We start from the raw sequence: 22,887 nt of genomic DNA, 5'->3' as shown, positions 1-22,887 counted from the left end.
AATCAGGAGGTATTTTATGCGTTTGGAAAAAGTACAGGAAGCGTTAAAAACAAAGAAAATTCATTATGAATATACAGAGGAAAACGGATGCGGAAGCATCGACTTTATGTTTCGCGGTCTGAGATTCCATATATGGGAATATGAAGATCGTGTCTGGGGAGCGGAGACAAACGTGTTCGAAGCAGGCAGAAGCCAGGATATTGAGGGAGATTACGAGGAAATTATTTCCGGAGAAATCCTCTCATGGCCGGATATGCTGCCTGGGATGTAAGTATTACTGCAGAAGGGAATGATATTTACGAAAAAATATAGAACCGGACAAATTGTATTAACTGCATGTATTGTAGCTGTCTGTATGTTTTCAAATGTCTATGGGACAGAAGCGGCAGGTCCGCCGGCACCGAAAACTCTGACAGTTACACCGACAGAAAAACTGAAATCAACAGCAAAGTCAAAGTCTGCGTCAACATCAAAGTCCAAATCAACACCGAAATCCAAATCGGCACTAACACAAAAACCTGAAGCAACACCAATACCTACATCTACTCCAACACCAGAGCAGGAAGCTGAGACAGATAAACAGAATCCGGCAGATCAGGGAACTTTAAGCAAGCCAGATCATCCGGATACTATCTCCGCAGATAAACTGGTATTTATCGGAGATTCCAGAACAGAGGGATTGAGGGATGCGGTAAATGATGACAGCATTTGGTCCTGTCTTTCTTCTATGGGATATGACTGGATGGTATCTACAGGAGTGCCGCAGGTAGAAGATCAGATTGAGGACAATACAGCGGTTATTATTCTGATGGGTGTTAATGACCTGTATCATGTTAATGACTATATCAGCTATATTAATTCCAAAGCTGCCGAATGGGGAAACAGGGGAGCGCAGACTTATTTTGTGTCTGTAGGTCCGGTGCAGAATGATCCCTATTGCAGTAATGCGGAGATTGAAAGCTTCAATGCGGCAATGCAGGCAAATCCGAGCGTGGGTTACCTACATAGATGTATATTCCCATCTGGTATCTGAGGGATTTTCCACCGTAGACGGAACCCACTATCCGGACAGTGTGTCTGTAGATATTTATAATTATATCCTGGATTATCTGGAGGAACAGAGGAGTGGAATCTGGGGATGATTTTTCAGTTTATGAAATTGTGATGCTGTATTGAGTTCGATGGAGTTTGGTGATATGATTGCAGAGGAAGAAACGGAATAGAGCGGAAATTCGTTTTTTTATATAAAAGCTGAAAACCTGGCAGGAGGAAATAATGGGTGGCTGTTTTGCAGCAGAGCCAAAAATGTAAATGATAATTGCCCAATGACTGGACAGTTATCAAAATCCAAAATCAGGAGGAAAGAATGAGAGGACTGTATTCATCCAAAACAGAAATCAGACACAAAATTTTTACGGAAATTGCGAGGATGGCATATGAAGGCCAGTCTCCGGAGATGCTGGAAGAGCTTCCCTACAAGATTGTACCCGGTGAAATTGCGACTTATCGTGACAGTATTTTTCTGGAAAGAGCGGTAGTTGGTGAGAGACTTCGCGTTGCAATGGGGATGTCACTGAGAAAGGTTACAGAGCATGCGCCAATCTCCAAAGGTGTGGAGGCCAGCGTTATTGAGGAAAAGTATTATGAACCGCCGCTTATCAATGTGATCAAGTTTGCCTGTAATTCCTGCCCTGAGAAAAGGGTAATGATTACAGAGGGCTGTCAGGGCTGTCTGGAGCATCCCTGTGTGGAGGTCTGTCCAAAGAAAGCAGTACATATGGAAGGCGGCAGATCACATATTGATGAAGATGCCTGCATCAAATGCGGAAAGTGTCTGGAAGCCTGTCCGTATAATGCAATCATCAAACAGGAACGTCCCTGTTCAAAGGCCTGCGGCATGAATGCCATTGGTTCTGACGAATACGGAAGAGCAGAGATTGACCAGGACAAATGTGTATCCTGCGGCCAGTGTCTGGTGAGTTGTCCGTTCAGCGCTATTGTAGACAAAGGACAGATTTTCCAGACTGTTATGGCATTAAAAAGTGAAACACCGGTGTATGCAATCGTGGCGCCTGCCATTGCAGGTCAGTTCCCAGGTATGGAGAATAATAAGATACGGGGTGCATTTCAGGCACTTGGCTTTACAGATGTAAGAGAGGTTGCCGTCGGTGCAGATCTGTGCACAGTGGAGGAGGCAAAGGACTTTTTGGAGGAAGTTCCTGAGAAACTTCCGTTTATGGCTACATCCTGTTGTCCGTCCTGGTCTATGATGGCTAAGAAATTATTCCCGGAACAGGCGAAATGTATCTCCATGGCACTGACACCTATGGTTCTTACTGCCAGACTGATCAAGCAGAAGGAACCGAATTGTAAGATAGTTTTCGTAGGTCCCTGTGCAGCCAAGAAGCTGGAAGCCAGCCGTAAGAGTATCCGCAGCTATGTGGATTTTGTGCTGACCTTTGAGGAAGTGGCAGGAATGTTTGATGCCAAAGGCGTGGACTGGAAAGATATTCCGGAAGGAGAACCACTGTTTCGTGCCAGTGCTGACGGAAGAGGTTTCGCAGTCAGCGGTGGTGTGGCAGAAGCGGTTGTCCATGCGGTGAAGCGTATTGATCCTGATCGGGAAGTAAAGGTAATGAATGCAGAAGGTCTGCAGAACTGTAAGAAGATGCTCCAGATGGCCAAGATTGGTAAATATAATGGATATCTGCTGGAAGGAATGGCATGTCCGGGCGGCTGTGTAGCAGGTGCCGGTACTATCCAGACAGTTAAAAAAGCAGCAGCGGCTCTCGAAAAAATGAAGAAAGAGGCTTCGTTTACAGATGCCTATGACTCCAAATACAGAGCAAGACTGGAAAGTCTGGAGAAATTTGATGTGGAGTGAGATTCTGACTGAATCAGTGAAATCTTATATGGATTGCAAGTGTTTGAATGCAATCAGTATATAGCAGACTAAAAATGAATAATCGTCAGAAGAACTGTCAGGCTGAGTGATAAGTTTAATTGAATCGGATAAGTCCCCTGCGGAGGTTGCGAAAAGCAATAAGCAGGGGATTTTTGTCATCTGTGCAATACTGACTTAAATCAAAAAAAGTTTCATACAAGTCATGAAATAATTAGCAGTATGTTGACTGAGATTTTATAGAATAACAAATTAAGTCAAGCGAACAAGCAAAAATATTTGACTGGAAATTTACAAATTGCAAATTAGGTCAAGAAATTAGTGTGGATTGTATGACTTGAAAATCAAAATCTATTGATTAAGTCAAAACACCAGTTAATAATTGTTGATTTATATTTCTGTTTTTTCAATTTAAGTCATCAGAGACAGATTTATTCTGTTTCCGTAACTTTGATTTTTTTCTGGAAATCTCTGGTATAGTGAATCGCATAATCAGAAGTTACGAAAAATGCCTGTACATCGTCCAGAGACTCGGCCAGTTTCATGCCATCCTCCAGACCAAGAGCAAAGCAGGTCGTGCTCAGCGCATCCCCGTCCACAGACTGATCGGAAATAATGGTAACTGCAATCAGCCCGTTATCATAAGGATAGCCGGTTTTAGGATTGAGCAGGTGATGATACAAAGTGCCATCCTGTTCAAAGCATCTCTCATAAATTCCTGAGGAAACCACTGACTTATCCCTGATGTCCATAACAGCAATAGTTTCGCTTCGGTCTGCAAATGGTTTCTGGATCCCGATCTTAAAAGCAGAATTGTCTGTTTTTTCGCCAATACAGAGAACATTTCCGCCAAGATTGATGATCGCACTTTTTACATTCTGAGAAACCAGATAATCCTTCAGGCGGTCTGCGATATAACCCTTGGCAATGGCACCTAGTTCGATTGCAGTATCGTCTGTCTTTAATGTAATCTCATTTTTATCTGTATCAACAGAGATATTGTGATAATTGCATTTGGGCAGTGCTGCCTGGATCAGACTGTCCTTGGGCACTTTTGGATTTTCAGCAGTAAAATTCCACAGAGAAGTCAGCGGTTCAATAGCAATATCAAATGCACCCTCAGATAATACAGAATAATCAAGTCCCTTAGAAACCAGCTCCGCCAGAGAAGCCGACACCTGATAAGTATCCTCTGTTCCCTTCACAGGTGTAAGTTCCCGATGGTTTAACTGATATAATTCACTGTCATCTGCGGTGCGGCTGAATATTTTCTCATACTTGTCACAAAGATTCATGCATTCTGTAAGCAGCTCTCTGTCCTGAGAATCATAGATAGTGACCGTAACTGCAGTATTCAGTTTGATCGCAGTGGCAGAGATGGGATCCTGGGAACCGGCATCCGTATTTTTGACATTTTCCGTTTTTGCCGAACATCCGGAAAAAACAGCCGGACATAATATAAGAGATGCTGCGAGCATTGAAAAAGTACAGCGTGTTATTAATTTTTTTGCAGATATATGATATAATATCATAAATGTAACCTCATAGTTATTTTATGGAATTGCTATAAGCAATAGTTCAGGGAAGAAATATCTTTTGATCCCAACACCATAGTATATCAGAAACAGCAAACTTTGCACAGGTACAAAGGCAACAGAAAAAATCCAAAAGGAGATACCGGATAGAAATGAAATATGCCGGAAACAAAGAGAGGAGTAAATAATGTCCGATGCAGTAAACTGCGAATATTGTGTAAACTACAGTTATGATGATGACTATGAATGCTACACCTGTGAAATAAATCTTGACGAAGATGAAATGGTGAAGTTCATCACCGGAAACTTCAATCAGTGTCCATACTTCAAGATGGGTGACGAATACCGCATTGTACGTAAGCAGATGTAGAATTTATAAAAAGTAACAAATATTCAACTAAGCGAGGAATTAAGATAATGGAAAACGTTTATATTATGAATCATCCGCTGATCCAGCATAAAATATCCATGCTGAGAAACAAAAACACAGGAACAAATGAATTTCGTAAATTAGTAGAAGAGATTGGAATCCTCATGGGATACGAAGCTCTCCGGGATCTTCCTGTAGAAAATGTAGAAGTAGAAACCCCTATTGAAACCTGCATGACACCAATGATCTCAGGAAAGAAGCTGGCGGTTATCCCTGTGCTCCGCGCAGGCCTTGGAATGGTAAACAGTATTCTCACACTTGTGCCATCTGCAAAAGTAGGCCATGTAGGACTCTATCGTGATCCTGTAACCCATGAACCACACGAATACTACTGCAAACTCCCGGAAGCAATTGATGAGCGAATTTCAGTGATCGTAGATCCAATGCTCGCAACCGGTGGCTCCGCAGAAGCAGCCGTTGACTTTGTCAAAAAACAGGGCGGAAAAAACATTAAATTCATGTGCATCATCGCAGCCCCTGAAGGACTCAAACGTCTCCACGAAGCACATCCGGATGTTCAGATTTACTGTGGACACCTTGATCGTGAGTTAAATGACCACGCCTACATCTGCCCAGGCCTTGGAGATGCCGGAGACCGTATCTTCGGAACAATGTAAGAGTGGGCAGGAAAATAATACACAACCTTACGGACTGTTTTGTATGCATTAATTTAAGTGGCTTGCTATAGTTTATGATATACTGACAATTTTCCAACTACCAGCGTAAGCAGGATTCTCTTTTGGGGTGAATCTTGCAGGGAGTGTAGTAACTCTTAGGCCTGCGGAATCTGCGTTATGAAAAAAGAAGGCAACTGTCTGAGCCGCAGGCGAGTTTTGCCTTCTTTTTTCATGCACTTAGCAGATTTTGCAGGCCTTAGAGTTCCTGCTCCCGAAACTGAACCCCAAAAGAGAATCCTGCTTACGCGTCCCTTAATGAAAAAATCAACAAAAAACCGAAAAAACCTCTTGACAACCCAAATCTCATATGCTATCTTATACCAGAACGCTGCCGAAGACAGTAGGTGCCGCAAGGCATAAGTTGTAAACGCCTACCGAGGACTAAGTATTCTTTATATTTTTATGTAAGATTACGCAAGCCCTACTGCCAGACAGTAAGGCTTTTTATTTACTCATTTGCAGCGGTATACAAAATCTATAAGGAGGTGTACCATTTCATGGCAAAAGTAGAACTTAAACAACCAATCGTAGACGAAATTATCAACAACGTGAAAGATGCAGAATCTGTAGTACTTGTTAACTACAGCGGTCTTACAGTTGAACAGGATACTGCTTTACGTAAGGAATTAAGAGAAGCTGGTGTTGTATACAAAGTATACAAAAACACAATGATGCATCGTGCATTCGAAGGTACTCAGTGCGAAGAACTTATCCAGCACTTACATGGAACAAACGCTATAGCAATCTCTGCTACAGACGCAACTGCTCCTGCAAGAATCCTTGATAAATTCGCAAAGAAAGCACCGGCTTTAGAATTAATTGCAGGTATCGTTGAAGGAAACTACAACGATCAGGCAGGTATTCAGGCACTGGCTGGAATCCCGTCCAGAGAAGAACTTCTCGGCAAACTGCTTGGAAGCATCCAGTCTCCGATTACAAACTTCGCTCGTGTGCTTAATCAGATCGCTGAGAAAAACGGCTCTGAAGCAGCAGCTGAATAATTTTTGATGCCAGAGGCATAAAACGAATCTAGTAACTATTCGAAAATCACCATCCACGAGGATGCTGAAGAGTTACCGAATTAAATAATATTATATGGAGGGAATTTAAAATGGCAAAATTAACAACAGAAGAATTTATTGCAGCAATCAAAGAATTATCTGTATTAGAATTAAACGACTTAGTAAAAGCTTGTGAAGAAGAGTTTGGTGTATCCGCAGCAGCAGGTGTTGTAGTAGCAGCAGCTGGAGCAGCAGAAGCAGCAGAAGAGAAAGATGAGTTCGATGTAGAACTTGCAGAAGTTGGACCAAACAAAGTTAAAGTTATCAAAGTTGTTCGTGAAGTAACTGGCTTAGGTCTTAAAGAAGCTAAAGAAATGGTTGACGGAGCTCCTAAGGTTGTTAAAGAAGGCGCATCCAAAGCAGAAGCTGAAGATATCAAAACAAAACTTGAAGCTGAAGGCGCTAAGGTTAACCTTAAATAATTATCTTCCTATTATATATAGAAGATTTGCAAGCAGGAATGCCACTGGTATTCCTGCTTTTTTTACAGAGCCGGAGGATTACAGACTATGATGAAAAGAAAAACGGCAGTCATATTTGGTATCATCATTGCAGCCCAGCTTTGCCTGACTCCATATGCAGGTGTAAAAGTACAGGCGGCTGAACTGGAAGAACGACAGATGTTTGAAGATTCATCAGAAGATTCAGAGACTTTTGGAGATGTGTCAATACCGGATACGCAGTCGGCAGAGAAAACTGAAGAGAATGAATTTGGGGATGACGACGGTTTCAGTGATGGAGACGTTGAAACTTTTTCTGCGGAGGATGCGGATCAGTCCTGCGAAAATATGCAGGAACTTGTGCTGAATGTGCAGGATGGAGAGGATATTACTGTAAAGTTAAATACACTGCTGGCACAGGCCAGGGACAGGGCAACGGATGAAAAGCAGTGCAAAGTTATCGTGCCGCCCGGAAATTATACACTTACGGGAACTTTGCATATGTACAGCAATATCTATCTATATGCAGAGGGTGCCACGATAACAAAGACTTCACCGCGAAAAGAAATCCTGCTCCGTCTTGGCGATACAAAGAAATCTGCAGGCGGATACGAGGGATACCGTAATATAACTATCGATGGCGGAACCTGGGATTCAAACTATGAATGTGTGGAAGACAAGGGAGGACCTGGAGGGTTTGTAGGTTTTAGAATCGGTCATGCTACGAATGTTACAGTGAAGAATGTTACATTTCTTAATAACCTTAAATCGCATTTTCTGGAACTTGCAGGAGTGAAGAATGCAGAAATTACAGGATGTACGTTCAGGGGCTACTGGAAAGAGTTTACAGGCGGCGGACAGGAATGTATCCAGCTGGATGCCTGTATGCCGAGAATTTTCCCAGGATATCTTCCATATGACGGAAGTGTCTGTGAGAACATTGTGATAAAGGATAATACCTTTGAAGATGTATTTGCCGGCATTGGAAGCCACAGCATGATGTTTGATAAACCGTATAAAAATATCACGATCAGTAACAACCGGTTTAATAATCTGAAAAAGAGAGCAATATGGTGCCTGAATTATCAGGATACGGTTGTGACGGGAAATACCATGACAAATGTGGGCGGTGGTGTTTATGTGCGTTCTGTTTATACCAGAAATGCACATACTGTCAGCGGTCAGGAAGTATCTCCGGAGGGAAATCAGTACGCAGAGAATATTCTGATCGCTGATAATCAGATCACAGTTCTGGAACCAACCGTAATAGATGGCAAACAATGGAATGGATATGGAATCTGGATCACAGGCGAGGTATCTCTGGGCTCAGCAGGAGAAACTATTCCTTCTGAAGATGATGATCCTGAGAATACAGCAAATCCGACGACCAATGGAATTCCGGCGGGAAGATATATTATTCGCGGAGTTACAGCCAGAAATAATACGATCAGCGGAAATTGCGACGGAATTAAATTTTCCCTTGCAGAAGACTGTTCATGCAGGGGGAACACAGTCAGACTTTCTGATAGTCATACCTACAACAATATGGGGATCAGTGTTGCCAAGGGAAGCAATATCAGAGTTTCCTATAACAATCTTTCCGGCGGAAACGGATATGGGATTTATGCAGTCGGAACAGAGGCTTCACAGAAAATCTGCCGGATTTACGGAAATACAGTCTCCGGATTTATGAAAGATGGGATTCTGGCTTCAGGGCTTGCAGCAGGAAGCCGTATTGAACACAACAGAGTTAGTACCGGTGCGGCAAATGGCATACTTGTAAAATGTATTGATAAGAGTGTGGTTGATGGTAATTACAGTTTTAAAAATAAGGCAAGAGGAATTCTTCTGCAGAGATGTGAGTCAGCAATGGTAGCGGATAATTTTGTTTCTGAAAATGCGATCAATGGAATTGAACTCAATATAAGAAGCAATCATTCTTCTGTGCAGGGAAATGTCTGTGGTTCCAATAAAAAATCAGGTCTGCGAATTGCCGGATCAAAGGGGATTTCGGCAGACGGAAATTCCTTCCGCGGCAACAGAGGATATGCGGCGGAATTTATCCGCTCTCATATCAGCAGTTATAAAGGCAATCGTTTTGAAGAAAATGGATATTCAAATCGTATCCACGTAAGAAACAGTAAAATCTCGAAGAAATAGCGTTACTGTTCGCTCCGTTCACAGTAACGAAATAGCGATTGTTGCAATTATTTGAAAAAATTAAAAAAATATCAAAAAAGTGATTGACAGGCGCAACTTGCTGTGCTATAGTGAAGAATGCTATATTATGGCAAGATGTGCCTTTATGTCTTTTGGCAAAAAGGGTCAAGTTATAATAAATTTAAAGAAAAAACAGGGGTGAAACGTCAATGGAAAAAAACAGAATTCGTTCTGTAAAAACTGGAAAAAGCATGCGTATGAGCTACCAGAGACAAGAAGAAGTCCTGGAAATGCCAAACCTGATCGAAGTCCAGAGGGATTCTTATAAATGGTTTCTTGATGAAGGACTTAGGGAAGTCTTTGATGATATTTCTCCGATCGCGGACTACAGCGGAAAGCTCAGCCTGGAATTCATCGACTTTACATTTGACGAGAAGGATGCGAAATATACTATCGAACAGTGTAAAGAACGTGACGCAACTTACGCCGCACCTTTGAAGGTTCGAGTGAGACTGATTAACAAAGAAACAGAGGAAATCAACGAACACGAGATTTTCATGGGAGATTTACCGATCATGACTGTTACAGGTACCTTTGTCATCAATGGTGCAGAGCGAGTAATTGTCAGCCAGTTAGTACGTTCCCCTGGAATCTATTACGCAATAGCGCATGATAAACTTGGTAAGAGACTGTTCTCCAGTACTGTTATCCCGAACAGAGGTGCATGGCTGGAATATGAGACAGACTCTAATGATGTTTTCTATGTACGTGTTGACAGAACAAGAAAGGTTCCGATCACTGTTCTGATCCGAGCACTTGGTGTAGGAAGCAATGCAGAGATTATTGATCTCTTCGGTGAAGAGCCAAAGATCCTTGCAAGTTTTACAAAGGATACATCCACCAACTATCAGGAAGGTCTTCTTGAATTATACAAGAAAATCCGTCCGGGTGAGCCGCTTGCAGTTGAGAGTGCGGAGAGCCTTATCAATGCAATGTTCTTTGATCCGAGAAGATATGACCTTGCGAAAGTTGGACGTTATAAATTTAACAAGAAGCTCCACCTCAACAGAAGAATCGTTGGTCACAGACTGGCTGAGGATGTTGTTGATGCTTCTACAGGCGAAATCCTGGCAGAAGAAGGAACTGTTGTGACAAAAGAAATGGCAAATACCATCCAGAACAGCGCTGTTCCATATGTATGGATCCTTGGCGAGGAAGACCGTAGAATCAAGGTTCTTTCTAACTTAATGGTTGATATCCGCCACTATCTTCCGGAAATTGAAGATCCAAAGAGCATCGGTGTTACAGAAGCAGTATACTACCCTGTTCTCGAAAACATTCTGGAAGAAAATGATACATTAGAAGACAGGATTGCAGCAATCCACAGAGATATCCATGATCTGATCCCGAAGCATATCACAAAAGAAGACATCTTTGCTTCTATTAACTACAATATGCATCTGGAATATGGCCTTGGCAATGCCGATGATATCGACCACCTGGGCAACCGTCGTATACGTGCGGTAGGTGAGCTGCTTCAGAACCAGTACAGAATCGGTCTTTCCAGACTGGAACGTGTGGTTCGTGAGCGAATGACAACTCAGGATACAGAGAATATTTCTCCACAGTCCCTGATCAATATTAAACCTGTAACTGCAGCAGTGAAAGAGTTCTTCGGTTCTTCCCAGCTGTCACAGTTTATGGATCAGAACAACCCTCTTGGTGAGCTGACACACAAGAGACGTCTTTCCGCCCTGGGACCTGGCGGTTTGTCACGAGACAGAGCCGGATTCGAGGTTCGAGATGTCCATTACTCCCATTACGGAAGAATGTGCCCTGTCGAGACACCTGAAGGTCCTAACATCGGTCTGATCAACTCTCTTGCATCTTATGCAAGAATCAATCAGTACGGATTTATTGAGGCACCATACCGCAAGATCGACAAATCAGATCCTAAGAATCCTCGTGTAACAGATGAGGTTGTATATATGACTGCTGATGAAGAGGATAATTACCATGTAGCACAGGCGAATGAGCCTCTGGACGAAGAAGGATATTTCATTCATAAGAATGTATCCGGTCGTTTCCGTGAAGAGACTCAGGAGTATGAGCGTCATATGTTTGATTACATGGATGTATCTCCTCGTATGGTATTCTCCGTCGCTACTGCCCTGATCCCGTTCCTGCAGAACGACGATGCCAACCGTGCGCTGATGGGATCAAACATGCAGCGTCAGGCTGTGCCGCTTCTGACAACAGAGGCTCCGGTAGTTGGTACTGGTATGGAAGTGAAGACAGCAGTTGACTCCGGTGTCTGCGTAGTTGCAAAGAAATCTGGTACTGTACTTCGTTCCACATCTACAGATATCAGCATTAAGAATGATGATGGTACAAAAGATGATTACCATCTGACTAAATATCTGAGAAGTAACCAGAGTAACTGTTACAACCAGAAACCAATCGTATTCCAGGGTGAGCACGTAGAGGCAGGACAGGTTATCGCAGATGGTCCTTCCACAGCAAACGGAGAACTTGCTCTTGGTAAGAACCCGCTGATCGGATTCATGACATGGGAAGGTTATAACTACGAGGATGCGGTACTCCTCAGTGAAAGACTTGTTATGGACGATGTTTATACATCTGTTCATATTGAAGAATATGAATGCGAAGCCCGTGATACCAAACTGGGACCGGAAGAGATCACACGTGATGTTCCTGGCGTGGGCGACGATGCACTGAAAGATCTGGATGAGCGTGGTATTATCCGCATCGGTGCTGAAGTACGTGCTGGCGATATCCTTGTTGGTAAAGTTACTCCTAAGGGAGAGACAGAGCTTACGGCAGAAGAGAGACTTCTTCGTGCGATCTTTGGTGAGAAAGCACGTGAAGTACGTGATACTTCTCTGAAAGTACCTCACGGTGAATACGGTATTATCGTAGATGCCAAGGTATTTACAAGAGAGAACGGCGATGAGATGTCACCTGGTGTTAACCAGTCCGTACGTATCTACATCGCACAGAAGAGAAAGATTTCCGTTGGTGATAAGATGGCCGGACGTCATGGTAACAAGGGTGTTGTTTCCCGTGTACTTCCTGTTGAAGATATGCCATTCCTTCCGAACGGACGTCCTCTTGATATCGTGCTGAACCCTCTGGGTGTGCCTTCCCGAATGAATATCGGACAGGTCCTGGAGATTCACTTAAGCCTTGCTGCGAAAGCACTTGGATTCAACGTTGCAACTCCTATTTTCCAGGGCGCAAACGAGCATGATATCCAGGATACACTGGAACTTGCAAACGACTATGTAAACACAGAAGACTTTGAAGAGTTCCGCGAGAAATACAAAGACATTTTAGCACCGGATGTAATGCAGTATCTGGATGAGAACAAAGCCCACAGAGCACTGTGGAAGGGTGTTCCGATTTCCAGAGACGGTAAAGTGCGTCTGCGTGACGGCCGTACAGGAGAGTATTTCGACAGTCCTGTAACAATTGGTCACATGCACTATCTGAAACTGCACCATCTGGTTGATGATAAGATCCATGCACGTTCTACAGGTCCTTACTCTCTGGTAACACAGCAGCCACTGGGTGGTAAAGCACAGTTCGGTGGACAGCGTTTTGGTGAGATGGAGGTTTGGGCACTGGAAGCATACGGTGCATCCTACACACTGCAGGAAATCCTGACAGTAAAATCCGATGATGTTGTTGGACGTGTTAAGACATACGAAGCAATCATCAAGGGTGACAATATTCCTGAGCCGGGTATTCCGGAATCCTTCAAGGTTCTCTTAAAAGAACTTCAGTCTCTTGGTCTGGATGTGAAGGTACTCAAGGATGACAATACAGAAGTACATCTTCTTGAATCTGTAGATTACGGTGACACAGACCTTCGTTCTGTCATCGAGGGAGATTCCAGAAGACATCATGACAGAGAAGAAGACTACGGCAAACATGGCTATACAAAGCAGGAGTTTGACGGAGAAGAACTCGTTGACATTGACGAGGATGAAGATGAGGATGACTTCATTGAGCTGGATGAGGCTCTTGAAGACAATGACGAAGAGTAAGAAAGGGGAAAGAATACATGGCAGAAACAACTAACGCCAATGAAACATATCAGCCAATGACTTTCGATGCCATCAAAATCGGACTGGCGTCCCCTGAGAAAATCAGAGAGTGGTCAAGAGGCGAGGTTTTAAAACCTGAGACCATCAACTACCGTACCTTAAAGCCGGAGAAAGACGGACTTTTCTGTGAAAGAATCTTTGGACCGAGCAAGGACTGGGAGTGCCACTGTGGAAAGTACAAAAAGATTCGCTATAAAGGTGTTGTCTGCGACAGATGTGGTGTAGAAGTTACCAAATCCTCTGTACGTAGAGAGCGTATGGGACATATCGAGCTGGCTGCTCCGGTATCCCACATCTGGTATTTCAAAGGAATTCCGTCCCGTATGGGACTGATCCTTGACATTTCTCCGAGAACTCTGGAGAAAGTTCTTTACTTTGCTAACTATATCGTACTGGATCCGGCTAATTCCGGACTCCAGTACAAACAGGTACTTACAGAGAGAGAATATCAGGATGCACGTGAGGCTTATGGATATGATTTCCGTGTAGGTATGGGTGCAGAATCCATCAAAGAGCTTCTTGAGGCAATTGATCTTGAGAAAGATTCTGCGGAACTGAAAAAAGAATTAAAAGATGCTACAGGCCAGAAACGTGCCAGAATCATCAAACGTCTGGAAGTTGTAGAATCCTTCCGTGAGTCTGGAAACCGTCCTGAGTGGATGATCATGACAGTGATTCCTGTAATCCCGCCGGATCTTCGTCCTATGGTTCAGCTGGATGGAGGACGTTTTGCTACATCTGACTTAAATGATCTTTACAGAAGAATCATCAACCGTAACAACCGTCTGAAGAGACTTCTGGAATTAGGTGCACCGGATATTATCGTTCGTAACGAGAAACGTATGCTTCAGGAAGCTGTTGATGCCCTGATCGACAACGGTCGTCGCGGACGTCCTGTAACAGGTCCTGGAAACAGAGCCCTGAAATCCCTTTCTGATATGCTGAAAGGTAAATCCGGACGTTTCCGTCAGAACCTTCTCGGTAAACGAGTTGACTATTCCGGACGTTCCGTTATCGTTGTAGGACCGGAACTTAAGATTTATCAGTGTGGTCTTCCGAAAGAGATGGCCATTGAGCTGTTCAAACCTTTCGTTATGAAAGAGCTTGTTGCCAACGGAACTTCGCACAACATTAAGAACGCCAAGAAAATGGTTGAGAAGCTGGAGCCTGCTGTATGGGATGTTCTGGAGGATGTTATCAAAGAACATCCGGTTATGCTGAACCGAGCACCTACACTGCATCGTCTTGGTATCCAGGCATTCGAACCGATCCTTGTAGAAGGTAAAGCGATCAAACTGCATCCGCTGGTTTGTACCGCATTCAACGCTGACTTCGATGGTGACCAGATGGCCGTACATCTTCCGCTTTCACAGGAAGCACAGGCAGAGTGCCGTTTCCTTCTGTTATCACCGAACAACCTGCTGAAACCTTCTGATGGTGGTCCTGTAGCCGTTCCTTCACAGGATATGGTACTTGGTATCTACTATCTGACTCAGGAAAGACCTGGAAACAAGGGTGAAGGCAAGTTCTTTAAGAGCGTAAACGAAGCAATTCTTGCTTATGAGAATAAAGTAATCACACTGCAGTCCAGAATCCATGTTCGCTGCAGCAAGACAATGCCGGACGGATCCGTTCTGACCGGTACAGTAGAATCTACACTTGGACGTTTCCTGTTTAACGAAATCCTTCCACAGGATCTTGGTTTCGTAGACAGAAGTGTTCCGGGAAATGAACTTCTTCTTGAGGTTGACTTCCTGGTAGCCAAGAAACAGTTGAAACAGATTCTTGAAAAAGTTATCAATACTCACGGTGCTACAAAGACTGCTGAGGTTCTTGATGCGATCAAAGCTACAGGTTACAAGTATTCCACACGTGCAGCCATGACTGTTGCCATTGCCGATATGACCGTTCCGCCGCAGAAACCGGAGATGATCAAACAGGCTCAGGATACAGTAGACCTTATCACAAAGAACTACAAACGTGGTCTTATCACTGAAGAAGAGCGTTACAAAGAAGTTGTTGATACATGGAAGAAGACTGATGATGAGCTGACACATGCTCTGTTGTCCGGACTTGATAAATACAACAACATCTTCATGATGGCCGACTCCGGTGCCCGTGGTTCCGATAAACAGATCAAACAGCTTGCAGGTATGCGAGGACTGATGGCCGATACAACCGGTCACACCATCGAGCTGCCTATCAAGTCTAACTTCCGTGAAGGTCTTGACGTACTGGAATACTTCATGTCTGCCCATGGAGCTCGAAAAGGTATGTCCGATACCGCTCTTCGTACAGCCGATTCAGGTTACCTGACAAGACGTATGGTTGACGTTTCTCAGGATCTGATCGTACGTGAGACAGACTGCTGTGAAAACAGAGATGAGATCTCAGGTATGTATGTAGAATCTTTTGTAGATGGTAAAGAAGAGATCGAAGGACTTCAGGAGCGTATCACAGGTCGTTTCTCCTGTGAGACAATTAAGAATAAAGATGGCGAAGTTATCGTAAAAGCCAACCATATGATCACACCGAAACGTGCTGCCCGCATCATGAAAGAAGGCGTGGACAACCAGACAGGCGGATCTATCGAGAAAGTTAAGATCCGTACAATCCTTACATGTAAATGTAAAGTTGGTATCTGTGCGAAATGTTACGGTGCGAACCTTGCAACCGGCGAGCCGGTACAGGTTGGTGAATCTGTCGGTATCATCGCTGCTCAGTCTATCGGTGAGCCAGGTACACAGCTTACCATGCGTACTTTCCACAGTGGTGGTGTTGCCGGTGGAGATATCACACAGGGTCTTCCTCGTGTCGAGGAGCTTTTTGAGGCAAGAAAGCCGAAAGGTCTTGCCATCATCACAGAGATTCCTGGTGTTGCTGTTATCAATGACACTAAGAAGAAACGTGAAGTTATCGTTACAGATCAGGAAACAGGTGAATCCAAGACTTACCTTATTCCATACGGATCCCGTATCAAGATCACAGACGGACAGATCCTTGAAGCAGGTGATGAACTTACAGAAGGTAGCGTAAATCCGCATGATATCCTGAGAATTAAGGGTGTACGTGCAGTTCAGGATTATATGATCCGTGAAGTACAGCGTGTATATCGTCTCCAGGGTGTTGAGATCAGCGATAAGCATATCGAAGTTATCGTTCGTCAGATGTTGAAGAAAATCCGTATCGAAGATAACGGAGATACAGAATTCCTTCCTGGAACACTGGTTGACTTCCTTGAATACGAGGACGTTAACGAGCAGATGGAAAAAGAAGGCAAACAGCCTGCAGATGGAAAACAGGTTATGCTTGGTATTACCAAGGCATCTCTTGCTACAAACTCCTTCCTGTCAGCCGCTTCCTTCCAGGAAACAACTAAAGTTCTGACTGAAGCCGCTATCAAGGGTAAAGTTGACCCGCTGATCGGTCTGAAAGAGAATGTAATCATCGGTAAACTGATTCCTGCAGGTACCGGTATGAAACGCTACAGAGATGTAAGGCTCAACAGCACAATGCCTGAACCGGAAGTAAAGGTTGAAGATATAGCCGAAGAACTTACGGAAGATGAAGAAATCAAAGATGATGAGATGGTCACAATGGATGAAGAACTTCCGGAAGACGAAGAATTCGATGTTGAAGAATCTGATGAAGAAGAGGCTGCTGAAGACGAAGCTGATGATCAGGCTTCAGACGATGCAGAAGACAACGAATGATCCAACGGAGTAGATAACTTATCCGGACTGATTTGATATGAATTCACAAGAGAACTATCTGTGCCGACAGATTTTGCCGGCGAGGTAGTTCTCTTTTATTTTCCGGAACATTCCATTGCCGAAAAAAGAGAAAAATACAAAGAAACTGCTTTTTGTGTTATAATACCAGTACATTATGAGCAGGTAATGAACTGTGAAGTATTTTTACAGTTATGATAAATATACATTTTTGTTTCCGGTAACATCTTGTAAAAAGCATTGACCGGGACAGGGAAGGAAATAGAAATTGAACAGAAATGGAGGTGCAATATGGATAAAGAACTTCCGGTTTCAGCATGGCCGGAATGGAAAATCATAGAGAAAATCGGCGAAGGCTCTTTTGGAAAGGTGTATAAGGCACAGAGAACAGAACGTGGAAAATCTTTCTATTCTGCTATCAAGATCATCAATATACCCGGAAGCCAGAGCGAGTTGAACAGCGTACGTTCTGAAACAGGGGATGAGCAGTCCACAAGACAGTATTTTCAGAATCTGGTTGAGGAATGTATTCAGGAAATCAGTACCATGGAATACTTTCGAGGAAACTCTTACATTGTCTCTGTAGAAGATTTTAAGGTTATGGAATATCTGGATGTCATTGGATGGGAGATTTCCATAAGGATGGAATATCTGACAAGTTTTATGGATTACTGTGCGGAAAAGCAGCTTACTGAGAAAGAGGTAATAAAGCTGGGAATGGATTTGAGTAAGGCACTGGAATATTGCCGGAAACTTAAGATCATTCACAGGGATATCAAGCCGGAGAATATTTTTGTATCCAGATTTGGCGATTTTAAGCTTGGAGATTTCGGAATTGCACGTGAACTTGAGCGAACCATGAGCGGATTTTCCAAGAAAGGTACTTACTCTTATATGGCGCCTGAGATGTATAAAGGTGAGAAATATGACAGCAGGGTAGATATTTATTCTCTTGGGATTGTGCTGTACAGGCTGATGAATCATAACAGACTGCCATTTATGAGTCTGGAAAAACAGTTTATCACTTACAGGGATAAGGAAAATGCATTAAATAAGCGTGTTGCAGGAGAGCAGATGAGTGCACCTGTGGATGCAGGAACACAGTTTGCCCGTATTATCATGAAGGCCTGTGCTTATGATCCTGCACAGAGATATCAGACACCGGAGGAGCTTTATAGTGCGCTGGATGATCTGAAAAATGGAAGATCTGGCAGAATCCGGCAGTTACAAAACGGTGTTCAGAAAGCAGGAACGGATAAAACAGAATCATATAGTGCAATTGCACAGAACGGCAGAGCAGCACAGAATGTTACATCAGATGCCGAAAATGTACGAAAAAGTACAGTGCAGAATACGTCAGTACAGAATACCCGGGGAAATAAAAAAACATCAGATTTTCAGAATGCTGCAAAAAGAAAACGTGCTGTAAACAATGTTCCGGCGAGCAGCTTTACAGATAAAGAAACAATGTCAGTTGTAGCAGAACAGAAAATACAGCCACAGGAAACGCCATCAGAAACAGTTGCGATAAGATCTGCGCGTGCTGTGGAAGCCAGAAAGCGAAGACGCAGGAAGAAACAGCTGCTGCGCAGGGCATTGCTTGCAATTGTGGCAGGTACAGCGATACTTATGATGGCCGCCGTCTATTACAGAGTAAGTAAAGATCATGCTCAGGAAGGACAGGAGGATAATCCGATCGCAATTCTGGATGATGAGAAATACAGCTCCACAAAATCCGGATCCAAAGATTTCTCCAAAGCTCTGGATACGATCAAGGAGCAGGCAACAACTATCACAGATAATCTGAACAGTTACGACTGGGTTGGAACAGAAGGAACTGTTCTGCGATATCTGAGAAGGGTAAAGACCACTCAGCAGGCAGATGGAAATCTGGATATTGAGAGTGAATGCATGAAAGCTCTGGTCTATCCGGCAGAATCCGGAGATGGAGTTTATGAAGAATATTTCTACTGGGGAGAGAAGTTATTCTTTGCATATATCTGGTATGATGAAACTTCAGAATATTATTATTATAACGACGGCGAACTGATAAGATGGATCGATTCCAATGGAAAGTGTCACGATAACGAAAAAGATAATGAGGAATTCGTGAAACGTGGCGAGAAATACTGGAACAATTCATTGAAAGCATTGAAGGGAGAAGGAACAAAGACAGATAATGGCAATGTATCAGATTGAATGTGCATATACCTGCCATACAGGAAATATCCGGGCAAATAATGAAGATAATTTCTGGTGTTTTGGGGAATCCCTTCCGGTGAACAATGAAGGAACAAAGGGTATCTGCTCAAAGATTATTTCGGGTAACAGAGTACCGGCAATGGCGGTATTTGACGGTATGGGAGGAGAAAGCTGCGGCGAGATTGCAGCCTTTCTTGCATCAGAAGAATTTGGAAAATTTTATAATGCGAATAAAAGAATGCTGAGGGATATGCCGGAAGATTTTATAGACGATGTATGTGAGAAGATGAATCAGGCAGTATGCAGATATGGAACAGAGCATCATATTTGGAGCATGGGAAGCACAATGGCGATGCTCCTCTTTACACCAGAGTCTATGTTTGCCTGCAATCTTGGGGACAGCAGGATTTATTTTATGGATGGTGGTAAGCTTCAGCAGATTTCCACAGACCATGTTTTTGGTGGTACGGCAGTTGGGAAAGCCCCGTTAACCCAGTATCTTGGACTTCCTGAAGAGCTGCAGAGACTGGAACCTTCTGTGACAGAAATCGAGCATAAGGAGGGATACAGATATCTTCTGTGTTCAGATGGAGTAACAGATATGCTTTCGGACAGTGAGATAGAGGCGATTCTGTCACAGGATATGGAAATCCCGGAGATTGTAAATGATCTTCTTAAAAATGCTCTCCAAAAAGGTGGGAGAGATAATGTGACGATCGTGCTCTGTGAAGTACAGAAGCTGGATACAGTCCGCAGAATGAAAGAATGGATGAAAAATCTGAAAGATAAAAAATGAGAGGTGGGGCAGCATGAAGAACCGTATGCAGGATCTGGATTTTGAACAGAATGTTGCGTTTGATAAAGTACAGGAGTATGAATTTACCAGAAGGGCGGCACAGAGATTTCGGCAGGTGGTAAGCCTGGACAGTTTTGAAGACGAAGATGCGGATGTTATTTTCCACTATTTATATAAAGAGATGGAACTGGTGTCCTTTGGCGACCATCTGAAGAGATATATTTATGAAAGGGCAGAGCTGGAAGAACCTTTCTCGGAGATTCCACAGGAAGTGTATAAGGAGATCGTAGTAGATTCCTTTAAGGAAACCTATACGCCCAAATCCATGAATCCTACCTCTACCAAGTTGTCGGCACTGGTGAATAACTGGCTGAATCAGGCATCTGTAAAAAGAGAAACTGTTTTTCTTCTGGGGTTTGGGTTGAAAATGACCACAGAGGATGTGTCGGATTTCCTGACAAGAGTACTGAAAGAACAGGATTTTGATTTTTACAATCCGGACGAGGTGATCTACTGGTATTGTTACAGTACGCAGCAGGGTTATCATAAAGCAGAGGAATTGAAAAAAAAATATGAGATACTCGCTCCTGTGGAAGTGGAAAATACTCAGGTTTTATACGGAAGCAACCTGTGCCTTGATACGGAGGAGAAACTGATCGATTATCTTGCCCGACTGAAATCAAAAAGAGTAGATCCCATATCTGAGAAAAGTCAGGCATTTCAGGAGTTTACAAAGCTTTTATATCATGCGAAGCAGATTATTGCCGGACTGTATCAGCATGATGAAGAGGAAAAAGGTGGGGATAAGGTGTGGACAGCAGAAAGAATTACACCTTCTGATGTGGAAAAAGTAATCTGCAGCGGAATCCCCATCAACAAAATGGGCAATCTGAAGAAAATGTCTGCCTCCATTCTGGCAAAGCATTTCAGCCAGAAGCGTTTCAGCAGGCAGAGGATTACAAATATTTTAAGCCACAAACTCCCGGTGGAGCGCTTTGACCTGATCACACTGGAATTCTTTATCGTATCCCAGGAAATGGAGGATGATGATCCTTTTAACAGATACAAGCATTTTCTGGATGAGATTCAGGATATTCTGCTTCGATGTGGAATGGGAGAGATATACATAGTAAATCCATACGAATGTTTCCTTCTCATGTGCCTTCTCACAGACTGTCCGCTGGCAGTATTTTCGGAGATATGGGAGAAGTCCTATGAAGAGGGGGAAGCTGAAGAGGCATAATGGTATAAACAATTGTACAGCCGGTGCCGGATATGGCACGAAAGGCTGTGGAACTTTTATTAAAGAAAATAAAAGGGGAAGTGATTGAGACATTGACGATTCTTCCTGTTGAATTTGCAGAAGGAGGCACAACCCGTTAAGGGATGTGCCTCCTTCTTTTAACCGAATCAAGTAAGTCCCCTGCGGAGGTTGCGAATATCTGTCTGATTTATGACAATTATCTGGATAGACTGTAGATTCAGAAGAGTGTGTTTATTCATTATAATATCCGTAGATAGCACGTGCATCTGCAGCAATGGTGCTTTGGGCTGCACCGGTATCAGTAAGATTCTGTGACATAAAGCATACTACAAGATCAATTCCTTTGGCTGTATCATAGATGATCGCTGCATCATTTTCTACAGTGTCAAGTTCGCCGGTCTTATTGGCAGTACCGACGCCTTCTGGAAGTTGTGCAGGGATCTTGTTTTTACGCTGCTGCATTTTTAAGTGATAATACATTGCATCTGCGTTTGGAAGAGTAGAAGCGGGAAGGGTTCCGTTGACAGTCTGGTATATCTGCTTTAAAAAGGTTCCACAGTCTTTGACGGATGTATAGTTGTCGCCGTTTTCTTTACCTGCGAGAAGCAGGCGGTTCATCTGGGTGCTGGTGAAACCATGTTCCTGGCAGAAGCCATTTACTTTTGCCATACCTGCAGAGTTATCGCCGTTTCCAAGCCAGTTTACCAGAGTGTTAGCAGCATCATTATCACTGACAGTGATCATGGCTGAAATATTACTGTCAATTTCGTCTCCATTGTGAGACTGGGAGAGTGTATCGTAGTTTTCGTATACAGCTCCCATAATATACAGTTTGATCAGGCTTGCTGCCTGCATGGGAGTATCGTTGATCATGCCTTCAGAATCTTTCGGCAGGTTGCAGACATAGACGGACCAGGTTCCGTTATCAGCCGGCAGCAGGGACTGTACCTGTTTCAGGAGATTGTCCATGCTGGAATCAGTGTTGTCGGTAAATGTGTTGTTGGAGGAAGGGGAAAGTGTTCCGTTCTGCTGTTCGGATTCTGAAGAGGGTTCAGCGGATTCTGACTGCGCAGGAGATGTTTCTCCGGTGGCTGCCTTGACAGAACTTTCCTGTTCTCTTAATTCATCTAACTGATCTGCCTGACTGATAAGGGTATTTGCATCAGTGGAAATCTCCTCTACGGTTTTGGAGAGTGTCTGTACTTTTTGCTGTAGTGTGACGAGATGGTTCAGTGATAAAAATGAAACAGCTGCCAGTGCAATCACTGCAACAGTCAGTATGCCGATCACTATATAGAGAAAAATAGGTTTTTCATTTGGCTTTTTATTCATTGCGGTTTTCCTTTCGTAATTATTATTGTAATCAGGATTGCGGGAACTGCGAAGCTGCGTAGCAATCCGCAGATATCAAGTCAAGGGCAAAATGCTTTTTGACACTTACATCATCATGATGCAAAGTAGCTGTCAATGCCATTTGCGATTCCCTGTACCATTGTTTTCTGGAATTCTGCATCATTCATTTTCAGATCGTCATTCTGGCTTGTCATAAATCCCATTTC

General features: G+C 43.4%; 15 protein-coding genes and 1 other annotated feature. Of the genes, 13 read left to right on the top strand and 2 right to left on the bottom strand.

What is annotated here, in order from left to right:
- The first annotated feature begins 16 nt into the window (after positions 1–16).
- From AC075L_RS13305 to AC075L_RS13295, 3 genes are all read left to right on the top strand, one after another.
- Entirely contained in the window at positions 17–271 is a 255-nt protein-coding gene (locus tag AC075L_RS13305; RefSeq protein WP_008705184.1) for a hypothetical protein, read from the top strand.
- Positions 272–289: 18 nt separating this feature from the next.
- Positions 290–1,033 carry a hypothetical protein gene (locus tag AC075L_RS13300; RefSeq protein ID WP_476387795.1) on the top strand — a complete coding sequence of 248 codons (744 nt, stop codon included), beginning with the start codon at positions 290–292 and terminating at the stop codon, positions 1,031–1,033.
- Positions 1,034–1,366: 333 nt separating this feature from the next.
- Complete coding sequence (locus AC075L_RS13295) at positions 1,367–2,884, top strand: 4Fe-4S dicluster domain-containing protein (protein ID WP_055053925.1); 1,518 nt, start codon at positions 1,367–1,369, stop codon at positions 2,882–2,884.
- Between the two features lie 449 nt (positions 2,885–3,333).
- On the opposite strand, the gene AC075L_RS13290 is transcribed toward AC075L_RS13295, so the two are convergent.
- Positions 3,334–4,434: an FAD:protein FMN transferase gene (locus tag AC075L_RS13290; protein ID WP_195278122.1), complete on the bottom strand. Its 1,101-nt coding sequence runs from the start codon at positions 4,432–4,434 to the stop codon at positions 3,334–3,336.
- Positions 4,435–4,624: 190 nt separating this feature from the next.
- Here AC075L_RS13290 and AC075L_RS13285 point away from each other — a divergent pair, with 190 nt between their 5' ends.
- From AC075L_RS13285 to AC075L_RS13240, 10 genes are all read left to right on the top strand, one after another.
- Positions 4,625–4,807, top strand: coding sequence for a DUF6472 family protein (locus AC075L_RS13285; protein ID WP_008705180.1), 183 nt, complete (start codon positions 4,625–4,627; stop codon positions 4,805–4,807).
- Positions 4,808–4,854: 47 nt separating this feature from the next.
- Complete coding sequence (gene upp / locus AC075L_RS13280; protein ID WP_055053923.1) at positions 4,855–5,484, top strand: uracil phosphoribosyltransferase; 630 nt, start codon at positions 4,855–4,857, stop codon at positions 5,482–5,484.
- A 373-nt stretch (positions 5,485–5,857) separates the two neighbouring features.
- Positions 5,858–6,000 (top strand) — a sequence feature (ribosomal protein L10 leader region).
- A gap of 41 nt (positions 6,001–6,041) precedes the next feature.
- Complete coding sequence (rplJ, locus tag AC075L_RS13275; protein WP_055201013.1) at positions 6,042–6,545, top strand: 50S ribosomal protein L10; 504 nt, start codon at positions 6,042–6,044, stop codon at positions 6,543–6,545.
- Positions 6,546–6,655: 110 nt separating this feature from the next.
- On the top strand, positions 6,656–7,027 hold the full coding sequence (gene rplL / locus AC075L_RS13270; RefSeq protein ID WP_008705176.1) for a 50S ribosomal protein L7/L12: 372 nt from the start codon (positions 6,656–6,658) through the stop codon (positions 7,025–7,027).
- 87 nt (positions 7,028–7,114) lie between these two features.
- Positions 7,115–9,205 (top strand): right-handed parallel beta-helix repeat-containing protein, encoded by a 2,091-nt coding sequence (locus tag AC075L_RS13265; RefSeq protein WP_476387794.1) that lies wholly within the window; start codon positions 7,115–7,117, stop codon positions 9,203–9,205.
- Between the two features lie 209 nt (positions 9,206–9,414).
- Positions 9,415–13,275, top strand: a complete 3,861-nt coding sequence (gene rpoB / locus AC075L_RS13260) for a DNA-directed RNA polymerase subunit beta (RefSeq protein ID WP_008705171.1) — start codon at positions 9,415–9,417, stop codon at positions 13,273–13,275.
- 17 nt (positions 13,276–13,292) lie between these two features.
- Positions 13,293–17,048 carry a DNA-directed RNA polymerase subunit beta' gene (rpoC, locus tag AC075L_RS13255; protein WP_022380921.1) on the top strand — a complete coding sequence of 1,252 codons (3,756 nt, stop codon included), beginning with the start codon at positions 13,293–13,295 and terminating at the stop codon, positions 17,046–17,048.
- 309 nt (positions 17,049–17,357) lie between these two features.
- Positions 17,358–19,265 (top strand): serine/threonine-protein kinase, encoded by a 1,908-nt coding sequence (locus tag AC075L_RS13250; RefSeq protein ID WP_008705168.1) that lies wholly within the window; start codon positions 17,358–17,360, stop codon positions 19,263–19,265.
- Positions 19,246–20,064, top strand: a complete 819-nt coding sequence (locus tag AC075L_RS13245) for a PP2C family protein-serine/threonine phosphatase (protein ID WP_008705166.1) — start codon at positions 19,246–19,248, stop codon at positions 20,062–20,064. The genes AC075L_RS13250 and AC075L_RS13245 overlap by 20 nt, the downstream gene beginning before the upstream one ends.
- A 13-nt stretch (positions 20,065–20,077) precedes the next feature.
- Entirely contained in the window at positions 20,078–21,307 is a 1,230-nt protein-coding gene (locus tag AC075L_RS13240) for a hypothetical protein (RefSeq protein WP_008705165.1), read from the top strand.
- A 252-nt stretch (positions 21,308–21,559) separates the two neighbouring features.
- On the opposite strand, the gene AC075L_RS13235 is transcribed toward AC075L_RS13240, so the two are convergent.
- Entirely contained in the window at positions 21,560–22,660 is a 1,101-nt protein-coding gene (locus tag AC075L_RS13235; protein ID WP_008705163.1) for a serine hydrolase, read from the bottom strand.
- Positions 22,661–22,887 lie beyond the last annotated feature (227 nt).

This window comes from Blautia sp. ZXY-1-B12 (assembly GCF_056339915.1).
Note: the sequence above shows the minus strand (reverse complement) of the source record. Positions and strands in the feature narration are given on the sequence as shown.